The sequence below is a fragment of the Chryseobacterium sp. HMWF035 genome (assembly GCF_003094695.1).
GTDB classification, from domain to species: Bacteria; Bacteroidota; Bacteroidia; order Flavobacteriales; family Weeksellaceae; genus Chryseobacterium; species Chryseobacterium gambrini.
The window spans coordinates 32,651-52,404 of the sequence record NZ_QEHP01000094.1; the positions used below are offsets into that span (position 1 = coordinate 32,651).

At 35.6% G+C, this 19,754-nt stretch carries 19 protein-coding genes; 9 read left to right on the forward strand and 10 right to left on the reverse strand.

The window, feature by feature from the left end; all coding sequences use genetic code 11:
* Positions 1 to 280 precede the first annotated feature (280 nt).
* Positions 281 to 637: a helix-turn-helix transcriptional regulator gene (locus tag DD829_RS14170; protein WP_108411047.1), complete on the forward strand. Its 357-nt coding sequence runs from the start codon at positions 281 to 283 to the stop codon at positions 635 to 637.
* Between the two features lie 49 nt (positions 638 to 686).
* Positions 687 to 977, forward strand: a complete 291-nt coding sequence (locus DD829_RS14175; RefSeq protein WP_087707942.1) for a GNAT family N-acetyltransferase — start codon at positions 687 to 689, stop codon at positions 975 to 977.
* On the opposite strand, the gene DD829_RS14180 is transcribed toward DD829_RS14175, so the two are convergent.
* The 5 genes from DD829_RS14180 to smpB form a co-directional block, all read right to left on the reverse strand.
* Positions 966 to 1,937: a glycosyltransferase family protein gene (locus DD829_RS14180; protein WP_108411046.1), complete on the reverse strand. Its 972-nt coding sequence runs from the start codon at positions 1,935 to 1,937 to the stop codon at positions 966 to 968. The genes DD829_RS14175 and DD829_RS14180 overlap by 12 nt on opposite strands.
* Positions 1,934 to 2,761: a UDP-2,3-diacylglucosamine diphosphatase gene (locus DD829_RS14185; protein WP_108411045.1), complete on the reverse strand. Its 828-nt coding sequence runs from the start codon at positions 2,759 to 2,761 to the stop codon at positions 1,934 to 1,936. Before DD829_RS14185 ends, DD829_RS14180 begins: the two co-directional genes overlap by 4 nt.
* A gap of 235 nt (positions 2,762 to 2,996) precedes the next feature.
* Positions 2,997 to 3,737 carry a YebC/PmpR family DNA-binding transcriptional regulator gene (locus DD829_RS14190; RefSeq protein ID WP_076391930.1) on the reverse strand — a complete coding sequence of 247 codons (741 nt, stop codon included), beginning with the start codon at positions 3,735 to 3,737 and terminating at the stop codon, positions 2,997 to 2,999.
* Positions 3,738 to 3,831: 94 nt separating this feature from the next.
* Entirely contained in the window at positions 3,832 to 5,322 is a 1,491-nt protein-coding gene (locus DD829_RS14195; RefSeq protein WP_108411044.1) for an OmpA family protein, read from the reverse strand.
* A 77-nt stretch (positions 5,323 to 5,399) separates the two neighbouring features.
* Positions 5,400 to 5,858 (reverse strand): SsrA-binding protein SmpB, encoded by a 459-nt coding sequence (gene smpB, locus DD829_RS14200; protein ID WP_076391926.1) that lies wholly within the window; start codon positions 5,856 to 5,858, stop codon positions 5,400 to 5,402.
* Positions 5,859 to 6,063: 205 nt separating this feature from the next.
* Here smpB and DD829_RS14205 point away from each other — a divergent pair, with 205 nt between their 5' ends.
* The 7 genes from DD829_RS14205 (at position 6,064) to DD829_RS23655 (ending at position 13,913) form a co-directional block, all read left to right on the forward strand.
* A complete protein-coding gene (locus DD829_RS14205) occupies positions 6,064 to 7,686 on the forward strand; it encodes an ABC-F family ATP-binding cassette domain-containing protein (RefSeq protein ID WP_076391924.1) in 1,623 nt (540 codons plus the stop codon).
* Positions 7,687 to 7,784: 98 nt separating this feature from the next.
* A complete protein-coding gene (recJ, locus tag DD829_RS14210; protein ID WP_076391922.1) occupies positions 7,785 to 9,497 on the forward strand; it encodes a single-stranded-DNA-specific exonuclease RecJ in 1,713 nt (570 codons plus the stop codon).
* 9 nt (positions 9,498 to 9,506) lie between these two features.
* Positions 9,507 to 10,091 (forward strand): nicotinate (nicotinamide) nucleotide adenylyltransferase, encoded by a 585-nt coding sequence (gene nadD / locus DD829_RS14215; RefSeq protein WP_087707954.1) that lies wholly within the window; start codon positions 9,507 to 9,509, stop codon positions 10,089 to 10,091.
* An 84-nt stretch (positions 10,092 to 10,175) separates the two neighbouring features.
* On the forward strand, positions 10,176 to 10,514 hold the full coding sequence (locus DD829_RS14220) for a DUF3817 domain-containing protein (RefSeq protein ID WP_108411043.1): 339 nt from the start codon (positions 10,176 to 10,178) through the stop codon (positions 10,512 to 10,514).
* 292 nt (positions 10,515 to 10,806) lie between these two features.
* Positions 10,807 to 13,068: a TonB-dependent receptor domain-containing protein gene (locus DD829_RS14225; RefSeq protein ID WP_108409069.1), complete on the forward strand. Its 2,262-nt coding sequence runs from the start codon at positions 10,807 to 10,809 to the stop codon at positions 13,066 to 13,068.
* A gap of 134 nt (positions 13,069 to 13,202) precedes the next feature.
* Positions 13,203 to 13,691: an alpha/beta hydrolase gene (locus DD829_RS14230; RefSeq protein WP_123906876.1), complete on the forward strand. Its 489-nt coding sequence runs from the start codon at positions 13,203 to 13,205 to the stop codon at positions 13,689 to 13,691.
* 51 nt (positions 13,692 to 13,742) lie between these two features.
* A complete protein-coding gene (locus DD829_RS23655) occupies positions 13,743 to 13,913 on the forward strand; it encodes a hypothetical protein (protein WP_165796550.1) in 171 nt (56 codons plus the stop codon).
* 35 nt (positions 13,914 to 13,948) lie between these two features.
* Here the strand turns inward: DD829_RS23655 and DD829_RS14235 are convergent, their stop codons facing one another.
* From DD829_RS14235 to DD829_RS14255, 5 genes are all read right to left on the reverse strand, one after another.
* Positions 13,949 to 15,706: a discoidin domain-containing protein gene (locus tag DD829_RS14235; RefSeq protein WP_108409075.1), complete on the reverse strand. Its 1,758-nt coding sequence runs from the start codon at positions 15,704 to 15,706 to the stop codon at positions 13,949 to 13,951.
* 675 nt (positions 15,707 to 16,381) lie between these two features.
* On the reverse strand, positions 16,382 to 17,401 hold the full coding sequence (locus DD829_RS14240) for a hypothetical protein (protein WP_108409071.1): 1,020 nt from the start codon (positions 17,399 to 17,401) through the stop codon (positions 16,382 to 16,384).
* Positions 17,402 to 17,471: 70 nt separating this feature from the next.
* Positions 17,472 to 19,070 (reverse strand): NAD(P)/FAD-dependent oxidoreductase, encoded by a 1,599-nt coding sequence (locus DD829_RS14245; RefSeq protein ID WP_228408207.1) that lies wholly within the window; start codon positions 19,068 to 19,070, stop codon positions 17,472 to 17,474.
* 10 nt (positions 19,071 to 19,080) lie between these two features.
* The gene (locus DD829_RS14250) at positions 19,081 to 19,383 is read right to left on the reverse strand and encodes a type II toxin-antitoxin system RelE/ParE family toxin (RefSeq protein WP_108409073.1); all 303 of its coding nucleotides are present in this window, start codon (positions 19,381 to 19,383) and stop codon (positions 19,081 to 19,083) included.
* A complete protein-coding gene (locus tag DD829_RS14255; RefSeq protein WP_076391904.1) occupies positions 19,361 to 19,705 on the reverse strand; it encodes a hypothetical protein in 345 nt (114 codons plus the stop codon). Before DD829_RS14255 ends, DD829_RS14250 begins: the two co-directional genes overlap by 23 nt.
* Between the last annotated feature and the right edge of the window lie 49 nt (positions 19,706 to 19,754).

The window sequence follows — 19,754 nt, forward strand, 5'->3', positions numbered from 1 at the left end:
TATTAACGTCTCCTAAATAGTCTGCAAGTTGATCTAGCGTCATGTGATCTGCGATAGTTTGGCTAACTTGAAGAACTTTTCCACAAGAAGTTCTGAAAGGGAAAGCAGAAACTACACCTGCCACTAAGAAAGCCCCTAATAAAATTGCTTTTTTCATCTGTTTTTTCATTTGTTAAACAGATCAAAAATAAAAATTTAGTACAATAAAATATAATTTTCTTTTTGCGATTTTATTGCGATTTTTCGCAAAAAAATTATCTTTACACTAAACTTTACAGAAATGGAAAAAACAAAACTCATCGAAGCCCGCAAAAGAAGAAACATCAGCCAGGAAAGAATGGCAGACATCCTTTCTATGGATGTTTCCAACTACAACCGAAGAGAGAAAGGAACGGCAAAAATTTCTTTATCGGAATGGCAGAAAATTGCAGAAGTATTGGAAGTTCCTTTCGAAGAGGTTTATGAAAATGAAGAGAGTTTAGTTTTTATTTTTAACGACAATTCTACAGGTAATGGAATTGTTAATACCAATAATTACAACATTCCACTTTCTTTGTGGGAATCTCAGAAAAAATACATCGATAAACTGGAAGCAGAGATTGAAACACTAAAAGCAGAAATCGCAAAATACAAATAACCTTTCGCGGTGCAGTTTTTGTATTTTATGCTTCATAAAAGTTTAAGTTATGAGATTTGAAAATAATAAATCGGGAAACGGCGGAGTCATTACTTTAAATAATGATGTTAAAGAAATCGGAAGATTAACGTACACAATTTTCCCCGAAGACAGCAAATTCATTATTTCCTTCGTTCTGGTTCACCCCGAATTTGAAGGTCGCGGAATGGGAAAATATCTGGTAGAAGAAGCCATTAAATTTGCTCGCGAAAACAACTGGAAAGTCTACCCGCACTGTTCTTACGCGCGATCTGTGATGATGAGAATGAAGGATGTGGAAGATATTTTTTTACAGCGTTAACACTTCGTTCACCAAGATTTCCTCAATATCATCCGGATAATCTACTTTCAGATGCTGATCAGAATTTACCCAATTCTGTATTTCTTCAAGCTTCAATACTTTAGAATTCGGAATTCCCATCTTGTCTAAAGCGCAGGCGTTGCATTCCTGCTCATATTGATTATGAATAGGAATTACGAACAGTTTTTTATCCATAAAAAGTGCTTCTGCGGGACTTTCGAAACCTGCATTGCAGAGAATACCATCGCAGTTTTCAAACGCTTTTAAGTATTGAATTTCATCAATCGGAAAAATTTCAACATTATTTTCCTTAAACTGCAATTTTGAATATTTGGAAAAAACTTTCCATTCTACCGGAATCTGCTTTAAAACTTTAATGATATTTTCATCCGAAAAACTCGGAAGATACACCAGATAAAAACCTTTTTTGTTGGGATTTAAGTTTCGGATTTTCCTTCTAATGACCGGTTTTTTTATCTGAGGATGATAATTTTCGAAGTGGAAACCAATTCTTCTTTCGCTCGGAACATAATATTTCAGCACCATTTCCCCGAAAAAATCTTTTTTATCCGGTTTTGGCGTTTCTTTAAAAAACATGGAAGCCTGATGACTCAACTCGATCATCGGATGTTTTTTGAATTTACAAGCCCATCCCGTTAAAGGTTCATAATCGTTGATGACTAAATCGTACTGAGAAAGCTCAATTTCGCGGATCGCTTTGAAGGCTTCTAAAAAACTATTGTCTGTAAACGTTTTTCGATAGGATAAACCGCCTGTTTTATCATAAAGAAGGGAAACGCCTTTGTGTTTAAAATTAATATCAAAATTAGCCTTTAACTGCGACTGATGTCCGCTGATAAGTGTATCGACAGAAGCATATTTTTTCAGGATCGGAACGATTTCCTGCGCTCGTGCAACGTGTCCGTTTCCTGTTCCCTGAAAAGCGTATAAAATTCTCATTGGCTGAAGTTGGTTACTATTTTTAAAAGTTCATCACTATCGATTTCCTGAATTTCCTCTGCGGTATCATCTTTTAAAGAATCTTTATGTTCGTCATAATAAAAAATCTTCCACTCGTTATTATTGTACTCCAGTGCGGAAAGATTTTCGATCCAGTCGCCGGAATTAAGATACGTGCAGGAACCTTTTTTATTAATCACCTCCCGAATCTGCGGCTGATGAATGTGTCCGCAAACTACGTAATCGTAATGATTGTCGATGGCAAGTTCGGAAGCAGTCAGCTCAAAATCCCCAATGTATTTTACCGCTTTCTTCACATTGTTTTTAATTTTTTTTGAAAATGAATATTTTTCTTTTCCCATTTTCTCCAAAAACCAATTGACAACATTATTAATCACAATTAATAAATCGTAGCCTTTTCCTCCCAGTTTAGCAATCCATTTCGAATGCTGAACAGAGGCATCGAACACATCTCCGTGAAAGATCCATGTTTTTTTATTGTCTATGTCTAAACAGATTTTATTACAGACTTTAAGTTTACCCAGTTGGAAGTCGGTAAACTTCCGGAACATCTCATCATGATTTCCGGTAATGTAGAAAACATCTGTGTTTTTTGTGGCAAAGGACAATATCTTTTTGATGACCTTTAAATGGGGTTTAGGGAAGTAAGACTTTTTGAATTGCCAGATATCGATAATATCTCCATTCAAAACTAAAGTTTTAGGCTGAATAGAATTAAGATATCGCAGTAATTCTTTAGCCTTACATCCGTAAGTTCCCAGATGAACATCCGATATAACAACTAATTCGACGTTTCTTTTCATAGTTTTATGCAAAGAAACTACTTGAAAGTTAACTGTATATGAATGTTATATTATTTTTTTACTTATCCTTAATTCATCATAATGCTTAATTTTAACGCAAAGTTCGCAAAAGTTTTTAAATATTAACCGCTTTTTAAGCTCGCAAAGGTACTTCGACAAACTCAGCATAAACTATTCACTCAGCAAAGATCCCAAAGTTTTTTATTGATGATAAATTCCGGACAACCACTATTTTTTAGAGAGTTTCCATCAACTCTTCTGTAATTTCCATATTATGATACACGTTTTGTACATCATCATCGTCCTCGAAACGCTCAAGCATTTTCATATTTGCCTTGAACTGCTCTTCGTTCACTTCCTTTGTATTATTCGGAATTCTCTGAAGTTCTGCGCTTTTTGCCTCAATTCCCAGTTCATCAAGCTTGTGAGATAAAGAACCGAAATCTTCGAAAGCTGTTGTAATCATTACTTCTTCTTCGTCTTTTTCTACGTCTTCTGCTCCGCCGTCAATCATTTCCATTTCAAAATCGTCCCAATCCATTTTAATCTGAGTTAAATCGATCGTGAAAATTCCTTTTCTGTCGAAGATGAAAGCTAGTTCTCCGTTCTTACCAAGATTACCGTCAAACTTATTGAAAATAGCTCTTACATTGGCAACAGTTCTTGTTGTATTGTTTGTCGTACATTCTACGAAAAAAGCAACACCACCTTGTCCATAACCTTCGTAAGTAATTTCTTCATAGTTTTCTGCATCTGCTCCACTTGCCTTTTTAATCGCTCTTTCTACGTTGTCTTTCGGCATGTTTGCACCTTTTGCATTCTGGATGCATCTTCTTAGTGCAGGATTAGATTCCGGATCAGGACCTCCTGCTTTTACTGCCAATGCAATATCTTTACCTATTTTAGAAAATGTTTTAGCCATCTTGTCCCATCTGGCCATTTTAGAAGCTTTTCTATATTCAAACGCTCTTCCCATTTTATATTTTTAATTTTCAACAAAATTACTTAAAAGTGAACGAAAAAAAAATACCCCCAGAGAACTGGAGGTATTTATATTTAGAAAAATTTAATTATTTTTTCTTTTTAGCCGGAGCTTTTTTCTTAGCTGGAGCTTTTTTCTTAACTACTTTTACCGGAGTTGGATCTTCGTAGTCTCTCTTTTTAAGAGATTCCCATTGAGCCGCGTCTTCGATAGCGTTAACAACTACTTTTCTGTCAACTTGTCTTTCAGCATCAGAAGCAGTAGCAGGTACAGTAGCTTTAGCTTTACCTACACCGATTGATTTAAGAGCGTTAGCATCTACACCTCTTGCATCTAAAGCAGCAACTACAGCAGCAGCTCTTTCTCTAGATAGTTTCAAGTTGTAAGCTTCAGATCCTTTAGCATCAGTTCTACCTTCTAATAGATAGTTACCACCATCTTTTTTGATTAGATCAGCAGCAGCATCAAGAGCTGGCTTAGATTCAGCTTTGATAGTAGCTTTATTGAAATCGAAGAATACACTTCCGAATTTTTTCTCTAATTCGTCAGCAGTTACTTTCTTAGGCTTAGGACATCCGTTGTATTCTGGAAGACCTGGAACAGTAGGACAAGCATCATCTTTATCTAAGATTCCGTCTCCGTCTGTATCTGGCCAAGGACAACCGTTGTTTTCAGCAGGACCTGCAACTGTAGGACAAGCATCATCTTTGTCGATTACACCGTCACCATCAGTATCTGGCCAAGGGCATCCGTTGTTTTCAACCGGACCAGCCACTTCTGGACATTGATCGTCTTTATCTGGAACTCCATCACCGTCAGTATCAGGACATCCCTGGAATTCTGGTAAACCTGGTGTATCCGGACATAAATCGTCTTTATCTAAGATACCATCCTTATCTCTATCTCTGTTACCAAATCTAAAGTTTAAGGATGCTGAAGCTTGCCAGAAGTTAGCAACGTTAGATTTGTCTCCCGGAGTTGATACGTAATCTCCTTGGATACCTAAACCGAAGTTTTTAGTTAACCAGAAGTTAGCACCAGCACCAGTAGCAACTGTAAAGAAGTTAGCTTTACCGCTTTCGTTTCCGTTTTCACCATTTGTAACATATTCTCCGTTAGCATCCGTTCTAGGGAAAGTAAGAGAAGTATAGTCGTGTCTTAAATAGTTAGCACCAACTCTTAAATATGGATCAAACCAAGATTCTTCGTTCCAAAGAAGACCTGCAGCCTTCGCCTGGAAACCTAAACCTGTCATCAACATAAACTCTTTACCCATGTTGAATCTTTTGTTTTCAACATTTCCAACAGTAGTCTGCCAGTCGATTACCAAACCTTTACCGATGTTCCTAGCTACAGTAAGTTTTGATAATGGCGGAGTAATAGAGAAGTTGTTCATATTGAACATTGTCTTCGTCAAATTATTAGCAGAGAACGTGTTACTGAAGTTTGTTCTCTGTGCCATATGGTTTTCCGCGTGAGCACCAACCCCGATTAACCACGGATTGTTGGTAATCTGAGCGAACACAGTAGAAGCAACAGTAAGTGCCAATGCTGAAATTCCTAATTTTAGATTTTTCATAGAATTAAATGATTAAATAATTGATAATGCAAAATAAATATAATTTTTCTTTATATACAAAGTTTTTCAGATGATTTTTAACTTTTCTTTAATATTCTGTCGAGGTTTCGTTTATTTTCTCTATCTTTTATGCTCTCCCTTTTATCGAAGAGTTTTTTACCTCTACCCAGTGCTATGAGAACCTTTGCTTTTCCCCTGTCATTGATATATAATTTAAGAGGTATAATAGTGTTCCCTGCATCCTTTAACTTTTTTTCTAATTTTTGTAACTCTTTTTTGTGCAAGAGCAATTTCCGTTCCCTTTTTGTTTTATGATTGTAAAAAGTTCCTAATTTGTACTCGTCGATCATCATATTAATGATGTACAATTCCCCATCAATAAACTGACAGAACGATTCTGCAATAGAAGCTTTGGAAGAACGTAAAGATTTTATTTCTGTACCCGTTAAAACCATTCCCGCTTCGTATTCTTCCAGAATTTCATACTCAAATCTGGCTCTTCGGTTGAATATATTGACTGTTTTTTCGATCTTCATGTTAAATTCGTATGTATTTATAAGATGTAAAAATTTAATAAGGTTGCAGTTGAATTTAATTTTTTCGTGAATTAATTTTCTGCATTTTATTAAATTTAGCTATTGAAATATATAAAAAATACGCTACATTTAAAAACCTGACTATTACATTATTGCGAAATACCCAAATTCTTTTCGTATTTTTGCGCCAAATTTACAAAACTATATGTTAACAGTATCTAACTTATCTTTACAATTCGGGAAAAGAGTTCTTTTTGACGAGGTAAACATTATGTTTACGAAAGGAAACTGCTACGGAATTATCGGAGCAAATGGTGCAGGAAAGTCTACATTCCTTAAAATATTAACAGGAAAGCAGGACCCGACAACAGGACACGTATCTTTGGAACCTGGAAAAAGAATGTCTGTTCTGGAGCAGGATCACTTTGCTTATGATCAATTTACTGTGCTTGAAGCGGTTTTGAGAGGTAACAAAAAATTATTCGAGATAAAAGAAGAGATGGATGCGCTTTATGCGAAGGAAGACTTCTCTGATGAAGACGGAATTAAAGCCGGAGAATTAGGTGTAATCTACGACGAAATGGGAGGATGGACTGCAGAATCTGATGCACAGACCATGCTTTCCAACGTAGGTATTAAAGATGATATGCACTGGCAAATGATGAGCGAACTTGAGAACAAAGACAAAGTAAAGGTTCTTTTGGCTCAGGCGCTTTTCGGAAATCCGGATGTACTTATTCTGGATGAGCCTACGAACGACCTTGATATCGATACGATCTCTTGGCTGGAAGATTTCTTAGCAGATTATGAAAACACCGTAATCGTTGTATCTCACGACCGTCACTTCTTAGACACGGTTTGTACGCACATTGGTGACTTGGATTATGCTAAATTAAATCTTTACACCGGTAACTACTCTTTCTGGTATCAGGCTTCTCAATTAGCAACGAGACAAAGAGCTCAGGCTAATAAAAAAGCGGAGGAAAAGAAGAAAGAACTTCAGGACTTCATTGCAAGATTCAGCTCAAACGTTGCGAAAGCGAAACAGGCTACTGCGAGAAAGAAAATGATCGATAAACTAAACATCGATGATATTAAACCGTCTTCAAGAAGATACCCTGCCATTATTTTCGAAATGGAAAGAGAAGCGGGAGATCAGATTTTGGATGTAAAAGGTCTTGAAAAAACCAAAGACGGAGAATTATTGTTCTCAAACATCGATTTAAATCTTAAAAAAGGCGATAAAGTTGCTGTTTTGTCTAAAAATTCATTGGCTATCACAGAATTTTTCGAAATTTTAGCAGGAAACGTAGAAGCAGACAAAGGAGCTGTTGCTTGGGGAGTTACTACAAACCAGTCTCATATGCCTTTAGACAATACCAATTTCTTTCAGGAAGATTTAAGTTTGGTTGATTGGTTAAGACAATTCACGAAAAATGATGAAGAGCGTCATGAAGAATTCGTAAGAGGTTTCTTGGGAAGAATGCTTTTCTCCGGTGATGAAGCTTTAAAATCATGTAAAGTACTTTCAGGAGGTGAAAAAATGAGATGTATGTTCAGCAGAATGATGCTTCAGAAAGCCAACGTTCTTTTACTGGACGAACCTACAAACCACTTAGACCTTGAAAGTATCACGACACTGAACAACTCACTGTCTAACTTCAAAGGAAATATTCTATTGGCTTCTCATGACCACGAAATGCTTTCCACTGTCTGTAACCGAATCATCGAGCTGACTCCAAACGGAATTATCGACAGAGAAATGACTTACGATGAATATCTTGCTGATAAGAAAGTAAAAGAATTAAGAGAGAAAATGTATTCTTAAAATATTTAAAAACCGTTCAACTGCTGAACGGTTTTTTTTAACACTTCCCCTTCAACAATAAACTTTTCTTTTAAATTATAATTCCCTATTTTTGTGAAATGAGTCAAAAATGGATTTACAAGCCCGAACCCGATGAGGAAATTGTGGATGGATTAAGTTCGTCTCTTGGTTTTGGAACTTTTGAATCTAAACTCCTCGTTCTCAGAGGAATTGACAATTATCAAAAGGCAAGAGAATTTTTTAAACCCAACCTTAACGACATTCACAGTCCGTTTTTAATGGCAGATATGCAAAAAGCTGTAGAGCGGATTGCCACTGCAATTGAGAATGGAGAAAAAATATTGGTTTACGGAGATTATGATGTAGACGGAACAACTGCCGTTGCACTGATGTATCTGTACCTCAGCAAAATTGTTCAGAAAAAATATTTAGATTACTATATCCCCGACAGAAATTCTGAAGGGTACGGAATTTCCACCGAAGGAATCGACTTTGCCAAAGAAAACGGCTTTTCGCTAATTATCGCTTTAGACTGCGGAATCAAAGCATTAGATATGATCAGCTATGCCAAAAGTCTGGATATCGATTTTATCATCTGCGATCACCATTTACCAGGCGAAGAAATTCCCGATGCTGTTGCTGTTCTCGATCCGAAAAGAAGTGACTGCCGTTATCCTTTCAAAGAACTTTCCGGTTGCGGAGTTGGTTTTAAACTTTGTCAGGGTCTCAACACCATTTATAAACTTCCTGAAGCAGAATTGTTTGAATTAACAGATCTTCTTGCTATTTCCATTGCCGCAGATATTGTTTCTATGACCGGAGAAAACAGGGTTTTGGCTAAAATGGGATTGAAAACTCTTCGAAAAACCCGAAATTTAGGATTAAGATTATTAATTCCTGAAGACAAACTTTCTCATTTTGAAATTTCAAATATTGTGTTTGAAATTGCGCCGAAAATTAATGCTGCCGGAAGAATTTCGCACGGAAAAGCAGCCGTTGAGCTTATGGTTTCGGATAACCTGAAACACGCCCACCAGATTGTGAGCGACATCATGAATCTTAACGATGAAAGGCGTGAACTGGATATGAATTCTACTCTTTCTGCTCTGAATCAGGTTATAGAATCTCAGCAGGAAACAAAATATACTACCATTGTTTATCATCCTGAATGGAATAAAGGAGTAATAGGAATTGTAGCTTCAAGATTAATTGAAACCTACTACAAACCTACTCTCGTTTTTACGGATGGAAATAATGGGGAAATGGTGGCTTCGGCGAGATCCGTTTCGGATTTTGATGTTCACGAAGCACTTGATATGTGTTCGGAATATTTCTTAAAATTCGGAGGGCATCACGCTGCAGCAGGACTTTCCATGGAGAAAGAAAAATTTGCGGCTTTCAAAGAAAAATTTGAAAGAGTGGTTTCCGAAAAAATTAAAGAACATCAGAAAGAGCCATCCATTACGATTGACTCGGAAATTCAGATTGATGAAATTAACAGAGAATTTATCAATTTCCACAGAAAATTAGCTCCTTTCGGACCACACAATATGAAACCGATTCTTACCTTAACGAATCAGAAAATTTCGGGGTATATTAAAACAATGGGGAAAGATAATAATCATCTTAAATTTTACATTAAGCAGGAGTCCACCGGAAGAAATATAGAATGTGTAGGCTTCAAATTAGGACAGTTTGCCGATGATTTCAGAAATAAATATTTTGATCTAGCCTTTACACTGGAAGAAAATCACTGGAAAGGAAATGTAACGCATTATCTGAATATTAAAGATGTACAATTCAGGGATTAGAAGTTTTTTATGAAAAAAATTGGTTTATTTTTCGGTTCGTTTAACCCGATTCATATTGGTCATTTAATTTTAGCCAATTATATTCTGGAAAATTCCGATATGGATGAATTGTGGTTCGTAGTAAGTCCGCAAAATCCTTTTAAAGAAAAAAAATCTTTGTTAAAAGATCATAACCGACTGGATATGGTGCAACTTGCCGTAAAAAATTACCCGAGAATGCGTGCTTCAAATGTGGAATTTTCGCTTCCACAGCCAAGTTATACGATTGACACGCTGACTTATCTTCATGAGAAATATCCCGACTATTCTTTTAGTTTAATCATGGGAGAAGATAATCTGGAAAGCCTTCATAAATGGAAGAATGCTGAAACTTTGATTAAGAATCATCACATCATTGTTTATCCGAGAGTTTTTGAAGGTGAAAAGAAAGATTCCGAATATCTGCAGCACGAAAATATTTCTCTAATCAACGCGCCGGTTATTGAGCTTTCCGCAACAGAAATCCGTAACATGATTAAAAGCGGAAAAAATGTAAGACCGATGCTTCCTCCCGAAGTTTTTGATTATTTGGATGGGAGCAGTTTTTATAAGTAATTTTGTATTCAGGAAATCAGACGTTAGAGATTAGAATTAATAACTGTAATTTCAACTCATAAACCGAATTCTCAATTCAATACTATGAACTTCATCGAAAAATTTTTCTCAAAATATCCTCAGGAAAAAATCATTAAGTGGTTTAAGAATATCTGCCTTGCAGAAGCCGTTTCGTGGTTTTTTCTTTTCACGGCTATGATCTGGATCCGTACCAATCCCGATGAAATTCTTCCTATTGTTTACATCAGTACCATCGGAAGTATTCACGGTTTCTTTTTTTCTCTTTATCTGATCTTTTTACCCGCAGTCAGAAAAATTTACGTGTGGGACGATGAAGACAGCGTTTTTGCCTTAATTGCCGCTTTCTTCCCGTTTGCCACCATCTGGATTGATAAAAAATTAGCCCGTTTCGACAGAGAATAAATTCAATAAAAAGAACCATTTCGGTTCTTTTTATTTTTATTACTACCATGACATTTCAGAAATTTCATCCTGAAATGTAATACAATTATGCTCAAAATTGTCTTATTGATAGCAAAGGAGCAAAAGAAAAAAATTTAATCTAAAATTTTATTGATTGAAAATCAATTAGTTAAATTTAATTTAAAAACTTTTTAAGTACTTTGTATTGCAAGATACTTAATTTATTATATATCTTTGCAATGTTAAATAATAACAAATACAAGCTATTAAAAACTCTCTAAAATTATAAAACATGAAAACGCCCATTCTTATCGCAGCTATATTCTTTAGTGGATTATCTTTCGCTCAGCAAACTAAAAAGGATACTGTAAAAACAAAAAGCATAGAAGGAGTTACTTTAACCAAGCAGGTTTTCAAAAAACAAAGTGACCGTTTTGTATATGATGTTGCTGCATCTCCCATTGCAAAAGGAAATACAACGTTCGATATTCTGAAGCAGACTCCCCTTTTGTCTACAACAGATGATAAAACGTTAAAGATTGCAGGAAAGAACAATGCGCTGATCTACATTAACGGCAGAAAAAGTAATATGGATGCAGAATCTCTGGTTCAGTTTCTGAAAAATACACCCGCAGAAAATATCCAGAAAATTGAAGTGATTACAGTTCCGGGAAGTGAATATCAGGTGGAATCTTCCGATGGGATCATCAATATCGTGCTGAAGAAAAAAATGAGCGACGGAACCAGCGGAAACATGAGAATGTCTAATACCCAGAGTAAATACAATGCAAGCAACGCCAGTTTCTCCGTAAATTACAGAAAAGACAAACTTGGAATTAATGCGAATCTTAGTGGTGGCGAAAATATCAATCCGCAAGCATACGTTCTGAGAAACCGATCTGAAAATGTACAGAATGAGTCAGTTGGAAATATTGATGACCCGAACAAAAATTTAGGAGGATATCTGAATATTGATTATCAGTTGAATGACAAAAGTAATCTGGCTTTATCATGGAATACATGGGCAAACAAAAGCTACAATTCTACGATCGATCTGATGAATACGATTACAAAATATGATACTAACGGCAATATACTTTCAACCGCTTATACTAAAACCAAAAATAAAGAGGACGCAAGAAGCTATAACAATTCTGTAAATTTAAACTATGAAGTAAAGCTTGATTCTTTAGGAAGCAAACTGAACGTGAATGCAGCTTATCTTAATTATAAAAGATTTCAGTACACGAATAATAACACGCTGATTCAGGATGCGGCAGGAAATTTCACACAAAACAGCAGCAAAATAATTCAGGATCTTCCGCAGGTTATCAATAATTTTTCAGGGACGGTAGATTATGTTCAGAAATTTAAAAACGATTTTACGTTCTCTGCCGGGGGAAATTACAATAAAACAAAAACAGACAACGACACCAAAAACTATTCATATCCATACGATCTTTCCGGCAACCAGTTAGCTTCTCAAAATGATTTTAACCATTTTATTTACAATGAAAATATTTATGGGCTGTATGTAACTTTTGAAAAAAAGTTTTCGGATAAGTTTTCAGGAAAAATCGGAGCCAGATACGAAATCACGAATAGTTTAGGAACCGCAGACAGCTGGAAAAACAATGTAGAAACCAATCAGCAGATCGAGAGAAATTATAATAATCTCTTACCTTATCTAAGTTTCAATTATGCCATTAATGATAAGAACAATATTTCCTATTCCTTTTCAAGCAGAATGAGAAGACCAAGCTTTTGGGAACTGAACCCTGTAAAAAATCTTATTACGGAAGATAATTATACTCAAAATAATCCTTTCGTAAAGGCGTCTTCCACTTACAATCAGGAGTTAACGTATATGTACAAAAATTCTTACTTCCTGATTTTGAATCATACCTATGAAAAAGACCAGATCACGCAGGTTCCGTTGCAGAGAAGCTATATCGATCCGAAAACCAATCAGAAAAGAGTTCAGTTAGCCTACATCAGAACCAATTTCGGAGACAAGCAGGAAATGTCTGCCATGCTGGGAATTCAGAAATCTTTATTCAAGCAATATCTTACATTAAACTTCAATGCGGGTGTTCAGTATAACATCAACAACGGAACATTAGATACAGACCCTACAACAGGACAGGTTTTTGACACTTATGTAAACAACAGAAAATCGGCAAGTATGGTGATTACCAGTAACAATACCATCCGTTTAGACAAAAAGAAAACATGGTTCTTAGGTGTAAATTTCTTCTATGTGGATAAACAGCAGATAGAACTTGGTATGCTGAAAAACTTAGCAAGTTTAGATCTGAGCATTAAGAAAAACTGGAACGACTGGACTTTTGCGGTAAATCTGAATGATGTTTTAAGAACCAACGTAGTGGAAATTGAAGATTTACAGGCTTCCGGAAATTACAACTACATTAAAAACGATATGTACAAAAGAAGTATTAATGTAAGCATCACCTACAATTTCGGAAATCAGAAAGTGAAAAAGGTAAGAAACATCGAAAGTGCTTCAGACGAAATTAAAAACAGAACCAGATAACAATCATTTCTTCATATAAATCATTTTTTGTGGTAAACTCGCTGAGAAATCGGCGAGTTTTTTTATTTTTAATTAAAATTCAATCTTTTACGATAGAAAAAAATATTTCTTACGGAAAAGACAAGGAACAGAAAATGGACGTTTATATTCCTAAGGCTTCTTTAAAAGATAAAGACGTTTTCATCGTTATTCATGGGGGCGGTTGGCGTGGAGGAAGGAAATCTCAGCTTACGGATTTCACTTATGATCTGATGAAAAAATTTCCTGAAAATATTTTTGTCAATCTGGATTATCGGCTTGCTTCATCTAAACGTTTTGCACTTCCCAGTCAAACGGATGATATTACCAGTGCCATGAACAATGTAGAAAAAACCTTAAAAATTCATCCCAAATATATTCTTCTCGGTAATAGCGCGGGCGGACATTTAGCAATGTTGTATGCTTATAAATTTGATCCAGACAGAAAGGTAAAAGCAGTTATCAATATCGTCGGTCCCACTGATCTGAACGATTCAGGATTTAAAAATTATGAAGATTATGCTTTTGTAGAGAAACATTTGATTGATCCTAAAATCGTTGACAGCCAAACAACGCTAATGGACTTTGGAAGTCCGGTTCACTGAATTACTCCAACTTCCGCTCCTACTCTTTCTTATTACGGAATTAATGATCATGTGGTTCCGCCATCTCAGCAAACAACTTTAGACTCCACTCTCACAAAAAACAAAGTCTATCATGAATCGTATCAATTTACCGGAGATCATCTCGGTTGGGATCAGTCTTCCAATGCAGATTTTCTGGTCAATAAAATTGAGGGATTTATGAAGAATATCGACAAAAAATAAACGCTCTGAGAAACTCAAAGCGTTTATTAATATTTTTATTCAGACTTAAAAATCTCCGATCTTTCTGAAACTCCATTCGCATTGAAAGCTTCAATCTGGAAATAATACGCATCCGTTCTGTCGGCTCCGGTGAAGAAATATTCATTTTTCCCGTACACCATGATGCTTCCGTATAATTTTTCGGGAGATTTTCCCCAATAAATGACGTATCCGTCTGCATCGGAATTCTGCTGCCATTTCATCCAGATGCTTCTTCTTTCGCCGTATTTTTTGGGATCAGAACGTAAAGGCACGAAATTCTGAACTTTTCCGGGAACTGCTCCTGCGCCTTTTCCAAAAACTCTGAATCCGCTTAATGCAAATTTTCCGGTTGGCATTTTAAGATTTTCCATTTTCAGAAATCTTGCTTTGGCCGGTTTTTCCAGCTCTACATAATCATGAGGAACATCTTTGGTGTTTTTACTTTTATCTACAATCACATTCCACTTTTTGCCATCGTTCGAGCCGTAAATTTTATACTGATGCATTTTGCCCAACGTTTTACCCATAAACTCAACATCCTGATCGGCGTAATTGATTTGAATCGCATTGATGGTAGAAATCTCTCCTAAATCCGTCTGAAACCACTCTCCGGAATTTCCTGTTTTGGCACTCCAATACGTTTTAATATCTTCATCCACTGCATAATTGGAGTGATACCCTCCCAGTGTTGATGAAACCTGAACCGGTTTATTGTAATTCAGCAGCATCCATCCTACAAAAAGTCCTTTGGAGAAATCTTTTCCCTGTGCATATTGCGGAAGATACGTCGGATAATCTCCGTAAGCCGTGTTGCAATACATTACATCATCTTTATCAAATCCGGCAGGCCAGATTCCCAATCGTCTTTCAAAATTATTTTTTGTTGAAATAAAAATGGTAGAAATATGCCACCAGTTTTTGTAATTGTCTTCAAAGGTTGCACCGTGTCCTGCTCCTCTCGCAAAACCTCCCGGTTTGTAAGAAAACGGATTGTGCTGTTGATATTCAAAACCTTCCAAAGGCTTATTACTCACATACACTCCGTCCGAATATCCGCTGAATTCCGTTGCAGGAGCTCCGTACTGAAGATAATATTTTCCGTTATGCTTCGTCATCCACGCTCCTTCTACAAAAGGCTGTAAGAAAACATTGTCATTATATTCCCCGAATCTTTCCCAACCATGATCTTCCGGTTTTAACCTGATGGTCGGCTTTACAAAACCTTCGGACTGAAGGGTATTTACTTTTACTTCGGTTCCTAATAAAGGCCATTCGTTGCTTGATCCCCAATACAAGTACAGCTTGTTTTTGTCTTCATCGTAATGAAATGCAGGATCCCAAGCTCCGACTTTTAAAGTATCGACGGCTATTTTCCAGTCGTCTTTAGTAGGATTGGTACTTTTCCAGATCGGGAAATCCTGTTCCCATGTCGAACCGAAAACGTATAACGTATCTTTCATTGCCCAAACTGCAGGAGCGTTCAGATCGTGGGTATATTTATTATCTCTCAGAAATTTTCGGTGGACAAACTTCCAGTCGAGCATATCGTCGCTGTACCAGTATCCTTCCTGATTGGTGGAAAAAAGAAAGAGCTTGTTTTTAAAATTAACAATCACCGGATCGGCTGTTGCACGGTGTTTTCCCTGTTTTGAAAAAACTTCGAACGGAGTATACCCGTAATCGATATTAATCGGGTTACAAAATGTCTTCTGCTGAGCATTTAAACTGAAAAATCCCAACAAAAGCATGAATGAAAGGAGGCACTTCTGCATTTTCATATGTTTTAACTTTGAGTACAAAATTAATTAACTTTTTGACTTATCCCTTTTACTAATAAATAATCCTCGAGGTATTCTCTTCGAATAAAGGCTTCGACAGGCTGCCTGATAATGAAATATTGCGGTTAGTACTCAAGATGTCACCCTGAGCTTGTCGAAGGGACACTATTAGAAAACCGCTTACTAATCGTTATTCTCCAATATTAATTAAAGGGATAAGTCAACCGTTTTATTATACTTCTTGTATTTTTTATTCCAGTCCGCTATGTTTTTATTCCGGTTCTCTGCATTTTTGCTTTAGCACAGCATATTTTTAGTTCAGCGCAGTGTATTTTTATCATTGCTCACTACATTTTTATTATTGCTCACTATGTTTTTGTTGTTGCTCACTGTATTTTTGTCATTGCTCACCATATTTTTATTCATGCACTGCATATTTTTAGTGTACTACCGTTGATTTAAATAGTAAACTTATCTAAACTTTTTTACCGCAAAAGATGGTAACACTTTAGTGGTTTAAGTTTAAAGCTTAATGAAAAAAGAAGAACACATAAGTTAAAAAAAATCAAAGATTTTTCTCTTTGCAGACTTTTGAAATACTTTAAATAAATCCAATAAATGATTTTGTCTCTTTTGCGGTTACATTTAAAATGATTTTAACAAACTTAATTAACTTTTCGGTTTTCTCCAAATAAAGCCATCCAATAAGTAATGCGTAAGCTGAGGAACGACTAATAAAGGGACTAAAAACTGAAACCAGTCTAAAGAAACATTCAGATGTAATGAAAAATGTTCGTTCCAAACCAATATTTCCCATAGAAATTCTTCGAAAAATGCAAAAGTAAGAATAACGAAAATAAATAAAAATATCCCGAAGGTAGACTTGAATAAAGAAAGACGGTTTAGATTTTGATCTTCTTTTTGTTGAATTTCTCTGATGTAAATTAAAGCAATGTAAGGAATTCCGTGTGAAATGACATTCAGGAAAGTGAAAACCAAATCGTTGTTGAAATAAACAATTCCGAAATACCACGAAAGATAAGTCCCTGAAATTAAGGCAATTTTTGGAATATTAAATTGTCTGGTTTTAACAATTTCATAGACCGTTTTTACGATCCAAATTATTAAAATCCCGAAATACAAAAACTTTATTACAGGAATATAATCCGGAAGATACTGAAGCCAGTTGAATTCATTTTGTACAAACCACGTAAAAGCTCTGGGCGTTTTAAACCAATACAACATCGGAAAAATCGTGGCAGAATACACCGCAATTTCATCAACTGTTTTACCCCAGTTATTAGGTTCAAATCTGGCATAAATTCTCATGAAACCATATTGCTGCCTGATAAAATGAAAAACAGCAATTAAAGCCAAAACCGACCAAAACGTAAGACTTCCGAACTGGTATAAAATCAATCCCAAAATCCAGCTCAAAGCAGGAATTCCGTAATATAAAAGTTTTCTTTTTCTGACTTCTTCTTTAACGAAATACGTTTTAAATAACGTTGAATACACATGCGCTACATCCACGAAAACAATCAGGAAAAGCCATGTGTAAAAGGAATAATGATTTTCCAGTCCCTGAATCTGTTTCTGAAATAAGAAAACAATCAGCAAAATAATAAAAGGCGGCGATAGAATAAACCAGCCGTCTGTTTTTGCGTTATGGATCCAGGGTTGTTTCATTTTTATTTTTTGAGAAACCTAACAGGTTTTAAAAACCTGTTAGGTTTGGTATAAATTCATATTCAATTCATTAAGATCGCTGCATCTGCTTTGCAGTTCTCCATCCCTGATAAAAAGCTTCCTCGAAAATTGAAATTCCCGAAAGATCAGAATGCGCAAAGAAAATTTTTCCGTCAACTGGCTGTTTTGCTTTTTCTGAATTTCCAAAAATCTGGTTCGGAACCGGCGCAATCATCGCATGACCAATTTTTTGAAACTGCATTTCCAGGATAAAATCTTCGATCATAGGATGGGCTTTTTTTAAATCTTCCAAAACAAGGCTTTTCAACTGTTCTTCTTTCAGACCGTATAATTTTTTTCTTGCTTTTTTACAGTCGTTGGTAGAAAAACTTCTGTAGTAGGTAATCACTTTTTCGCCCATAATCTGGTTTACATTCTGATGCTGATCGTAAATATAACCCAAACCATCGGAACCGTAAATTACGTTATCCCAAGCCAATTCTTCATCTCCTCCGAAATCGTTTTGTAAAGTAATCGTTGTTAAAAGCCACGGAACATAGTTAAAATGTTCAGCCCTTTTATTGTTGAAAATTCTTTCGTTGACGAATTGCGGAGTTGCGAAGAGAACTTTTTCAGCAATGATCTTTTTTGTCTTTTTCTGAATATTGTCGAAACTTAAAACCTCAACATTTTTATCATTAATTTTTACCTCAAAAACTAAATTATTCGATGAAGATTTTCCTTCTGTATATTTTGAAAAATGTTTTGCCAGTCTTGCATTTCCTTCCTGCCATGTGAAAACCTGATCTTTGTATTTTTTGCTCCAGTTGTTTTTTCTTCCGGCGAAATAATGAATTCCCGCCCAAGCTGAAACGTAATCGATTCCCAAACCGTAATCGTCACGACAGGAATAATCCAACAGCCATAGTAATTCTTCAGATGCAAAATTTTCGTGTTTCAGCCAGTCTCTGAAAATAATTTTCTCTAGTTGTAAAACCTCATCTTCCCGGCTGGAATCGTGAACCGGAATAGCAAACCAATATTTTCCTTCGGCATCTTTTTTATGCTGAAAGTGATCCATCATTTTGAAAAAACGGTCGAATTCCGCTTTTGTTTCTTTGGAAATGCCGTTTTGCGGAACGATATCATTTTGCCATGAATTTTTGAAAAACAACCGTTCCTGTTGCGGGAAAGTCATCTGATATTCATCTAAAATCGGATCGCCATTTTCATCGTCTCCCTGGTAAATTTTGCATTCTTTCAGAAATTCGATGATTTCAGTATTTTCTTTATTCGGCAATGGCAAATAATGCGCTCCCAAAGGAAATTTTGAAAATTTGTTCTGTCCGTTGGAAGAGTTTCCGCCTAAATGGTTTTCCATTTCGAGCAAAAGATAATTGTTTTCCTGATTTTGACTGAAAAATCTACATGCCGAAAGTCCTGAAATTCCTCCGCCGACAACAAGATATTTTGTGCGAATTTCTTCCGTAGGTTGAGGAAAATCTTTTGCCCAAAGTTTGTGCCCTAAAATATGATTGGTTCCGGTGATTTTTAGCAATAACGATTTGCCTTTCTTACTGCAATAGTGTAAAAAAGGAATCATGAGACTGCCTAAAAACAGGGTTTTAAGGAAATCTTTTCTGGAAAATTGAGTGGGCTGAGTTGGCAAGATTTAATGGTTATTTTGAGATGCTTTCATAGTTGTCATCGGGATTCTGAAAATTGTTGATAACTCTTAAAACATAGAGAACATCTGTTCTGAGATCACAAATCATGGTATTATGTTTTGTTAAAAGGAATTTTCTATACTTGGTATCTTCATATTTTTCAAAAAAGACTTTTCCTGATTCTAAGATTGTAATTGCATTCTCCAGCTTATCGTAAAAATTCAACAAAACCTTTTCATTCCAATTTTGCAGAAGAAATTCTCCAATATTGTCAATATCCTGTTGAGCTTCTTCAGTTATTTCGACTCTTATCATTCTTAGACTGTATCAAATTTTTTCTTTTCTCTGCTAAAAATTCTCTGAAGGAAACAGTTCTGCCATTTTCAATATCTTCTTCAGCCCTTTTTAAAGACTCAAGAATCTCTTCATGGGTTTCATTTCTATACACCGGTTCCATTACTTTGGCAATAGAAAGCAGTTCTTCGGAAGTAAATCTTTTTTCTTTCATTTTTTTGAAAAAGGTCGGTTTTTTAATTCCTGTTTTTTCAATAATGTAAGAAATTTTAAATGGTGAATCTTTCAGAATCTGATCGATATTGTTCTGGATTTCTATATATTTTTCAATTTCAGCTATCATATTTTTACAATTTAAGTATCAATTTATGATACAAATATAATAAATAATT

Coding starts and splice junctions, on each gene's coding strand:
- DD829_RS14170 (WP_108411047.1), top strand. CDS start 281: ATGGAAAAAACAAAACTCATCGAAGCCCGCAAAAGAAGAAACATCAGC.
- DD829_RS14175 (WP_087707942.1), top strand. CDS start 687: ATGAGATTTGAAAATAATAAATCGGGAAACGGCGGAGTCATTACTTTA.
- DD829_RS14180 (WP_108411046.1), bottom strand. CDS start 1,937: ATGAGAATTTTATACGCTTTTCAGGGAACAGGAAACGGACACGTTGCA.
- DD829_RS14185 (WP_108411045.1), bottom strand. CDS start 2,761: ATGAAAAGAAACGTCGAATTAGTTGTTATATCGGATGTTCATCTGGGA.
- DD829_RS14190 (WP_076391930.1), bottom strand. CDS start 3,737: ATGGGAAGAGCGTTTGAATATAGAAAAGCTTCTAAAATGGCCAGATGG.
- DD829_RS14195 (WP_108411044.1), bottom strand. CDS start 5,322: ATGAAAAATCTAAAATTAGGAATTTCAGCATTGGCACTTACTGTTGCT.
- smpB (WP_076391926.1), bottom strand. CDS start 5,858: ATGAAGATCGAAAAAACAGTCAATATATTCAACCGAAGAGCCAGATTT.
- DD829_RS14205 (WP_076391924.1), top strand. CDS start 6,064: ATGTTAACAGTATCTAACTTATCTTTACAATTCGGGAAAAGAGTTCTT.
- recJ (WP_076391922.1), top strand. CDS start 7,785: ATGAGTCAAAAATGGATTTACAAGCCCGAACCCGATGAGGAAATTGTG.
- nadD (WP_087707954.1), top strand. CDS start 9,507: ATGAAAAAAATTGGTTTATTTTTCGGTTCGTTTAACCCGATTCATATT.
- DD829_RS14220 (WP_108411043.1), top strand. CDS start 10,176: ATGAACTTCATCGAAAAATTTTTCTCAAAATATCCTCAGGAAAAAATC.
- DD829_RS14225 (WP_108409069.1), top strand. CDS start 10,807: ATGAAAACGCCCATTCTTATCGCAGCTATATTCTTTAGTGGATTATCT.
- DD829_RS14230 (WP_123906876.1), top strand. CDS start 13,203: ATGGACGTTTATATTCCTAAGGCTTCTTTAAAAGATAAAGACGTTTTC.
- DD829_RS14235 (WP_108409075.1), bottom strand. CDS start 15,706: ATGCAGAAGTGCCTCCTTTCATTCATGCTTTTGTTGGGATTTTTCAGT.
- DD829_RS14240 (WP_108409071.1), bottom strand. CDS start 17,401: ATGAAACAACCCTGGATCCATAACGCAAAAACAGACGGCTGGTTTATT.
- DD829_RS14250 (WP_108409073.1), bottom strand. CDS start 19,383: ATGATAAGAGTCGAAATAACTGAAGAAGCTCAACAGGATATTGACAAT.
- DD829_RS14255 (WP_076391904.1), bottom strand. CDS start 19,705: ATGATAGCTGAAATTGAAAAATATATAGAAATCCAGAACAATATCGAT.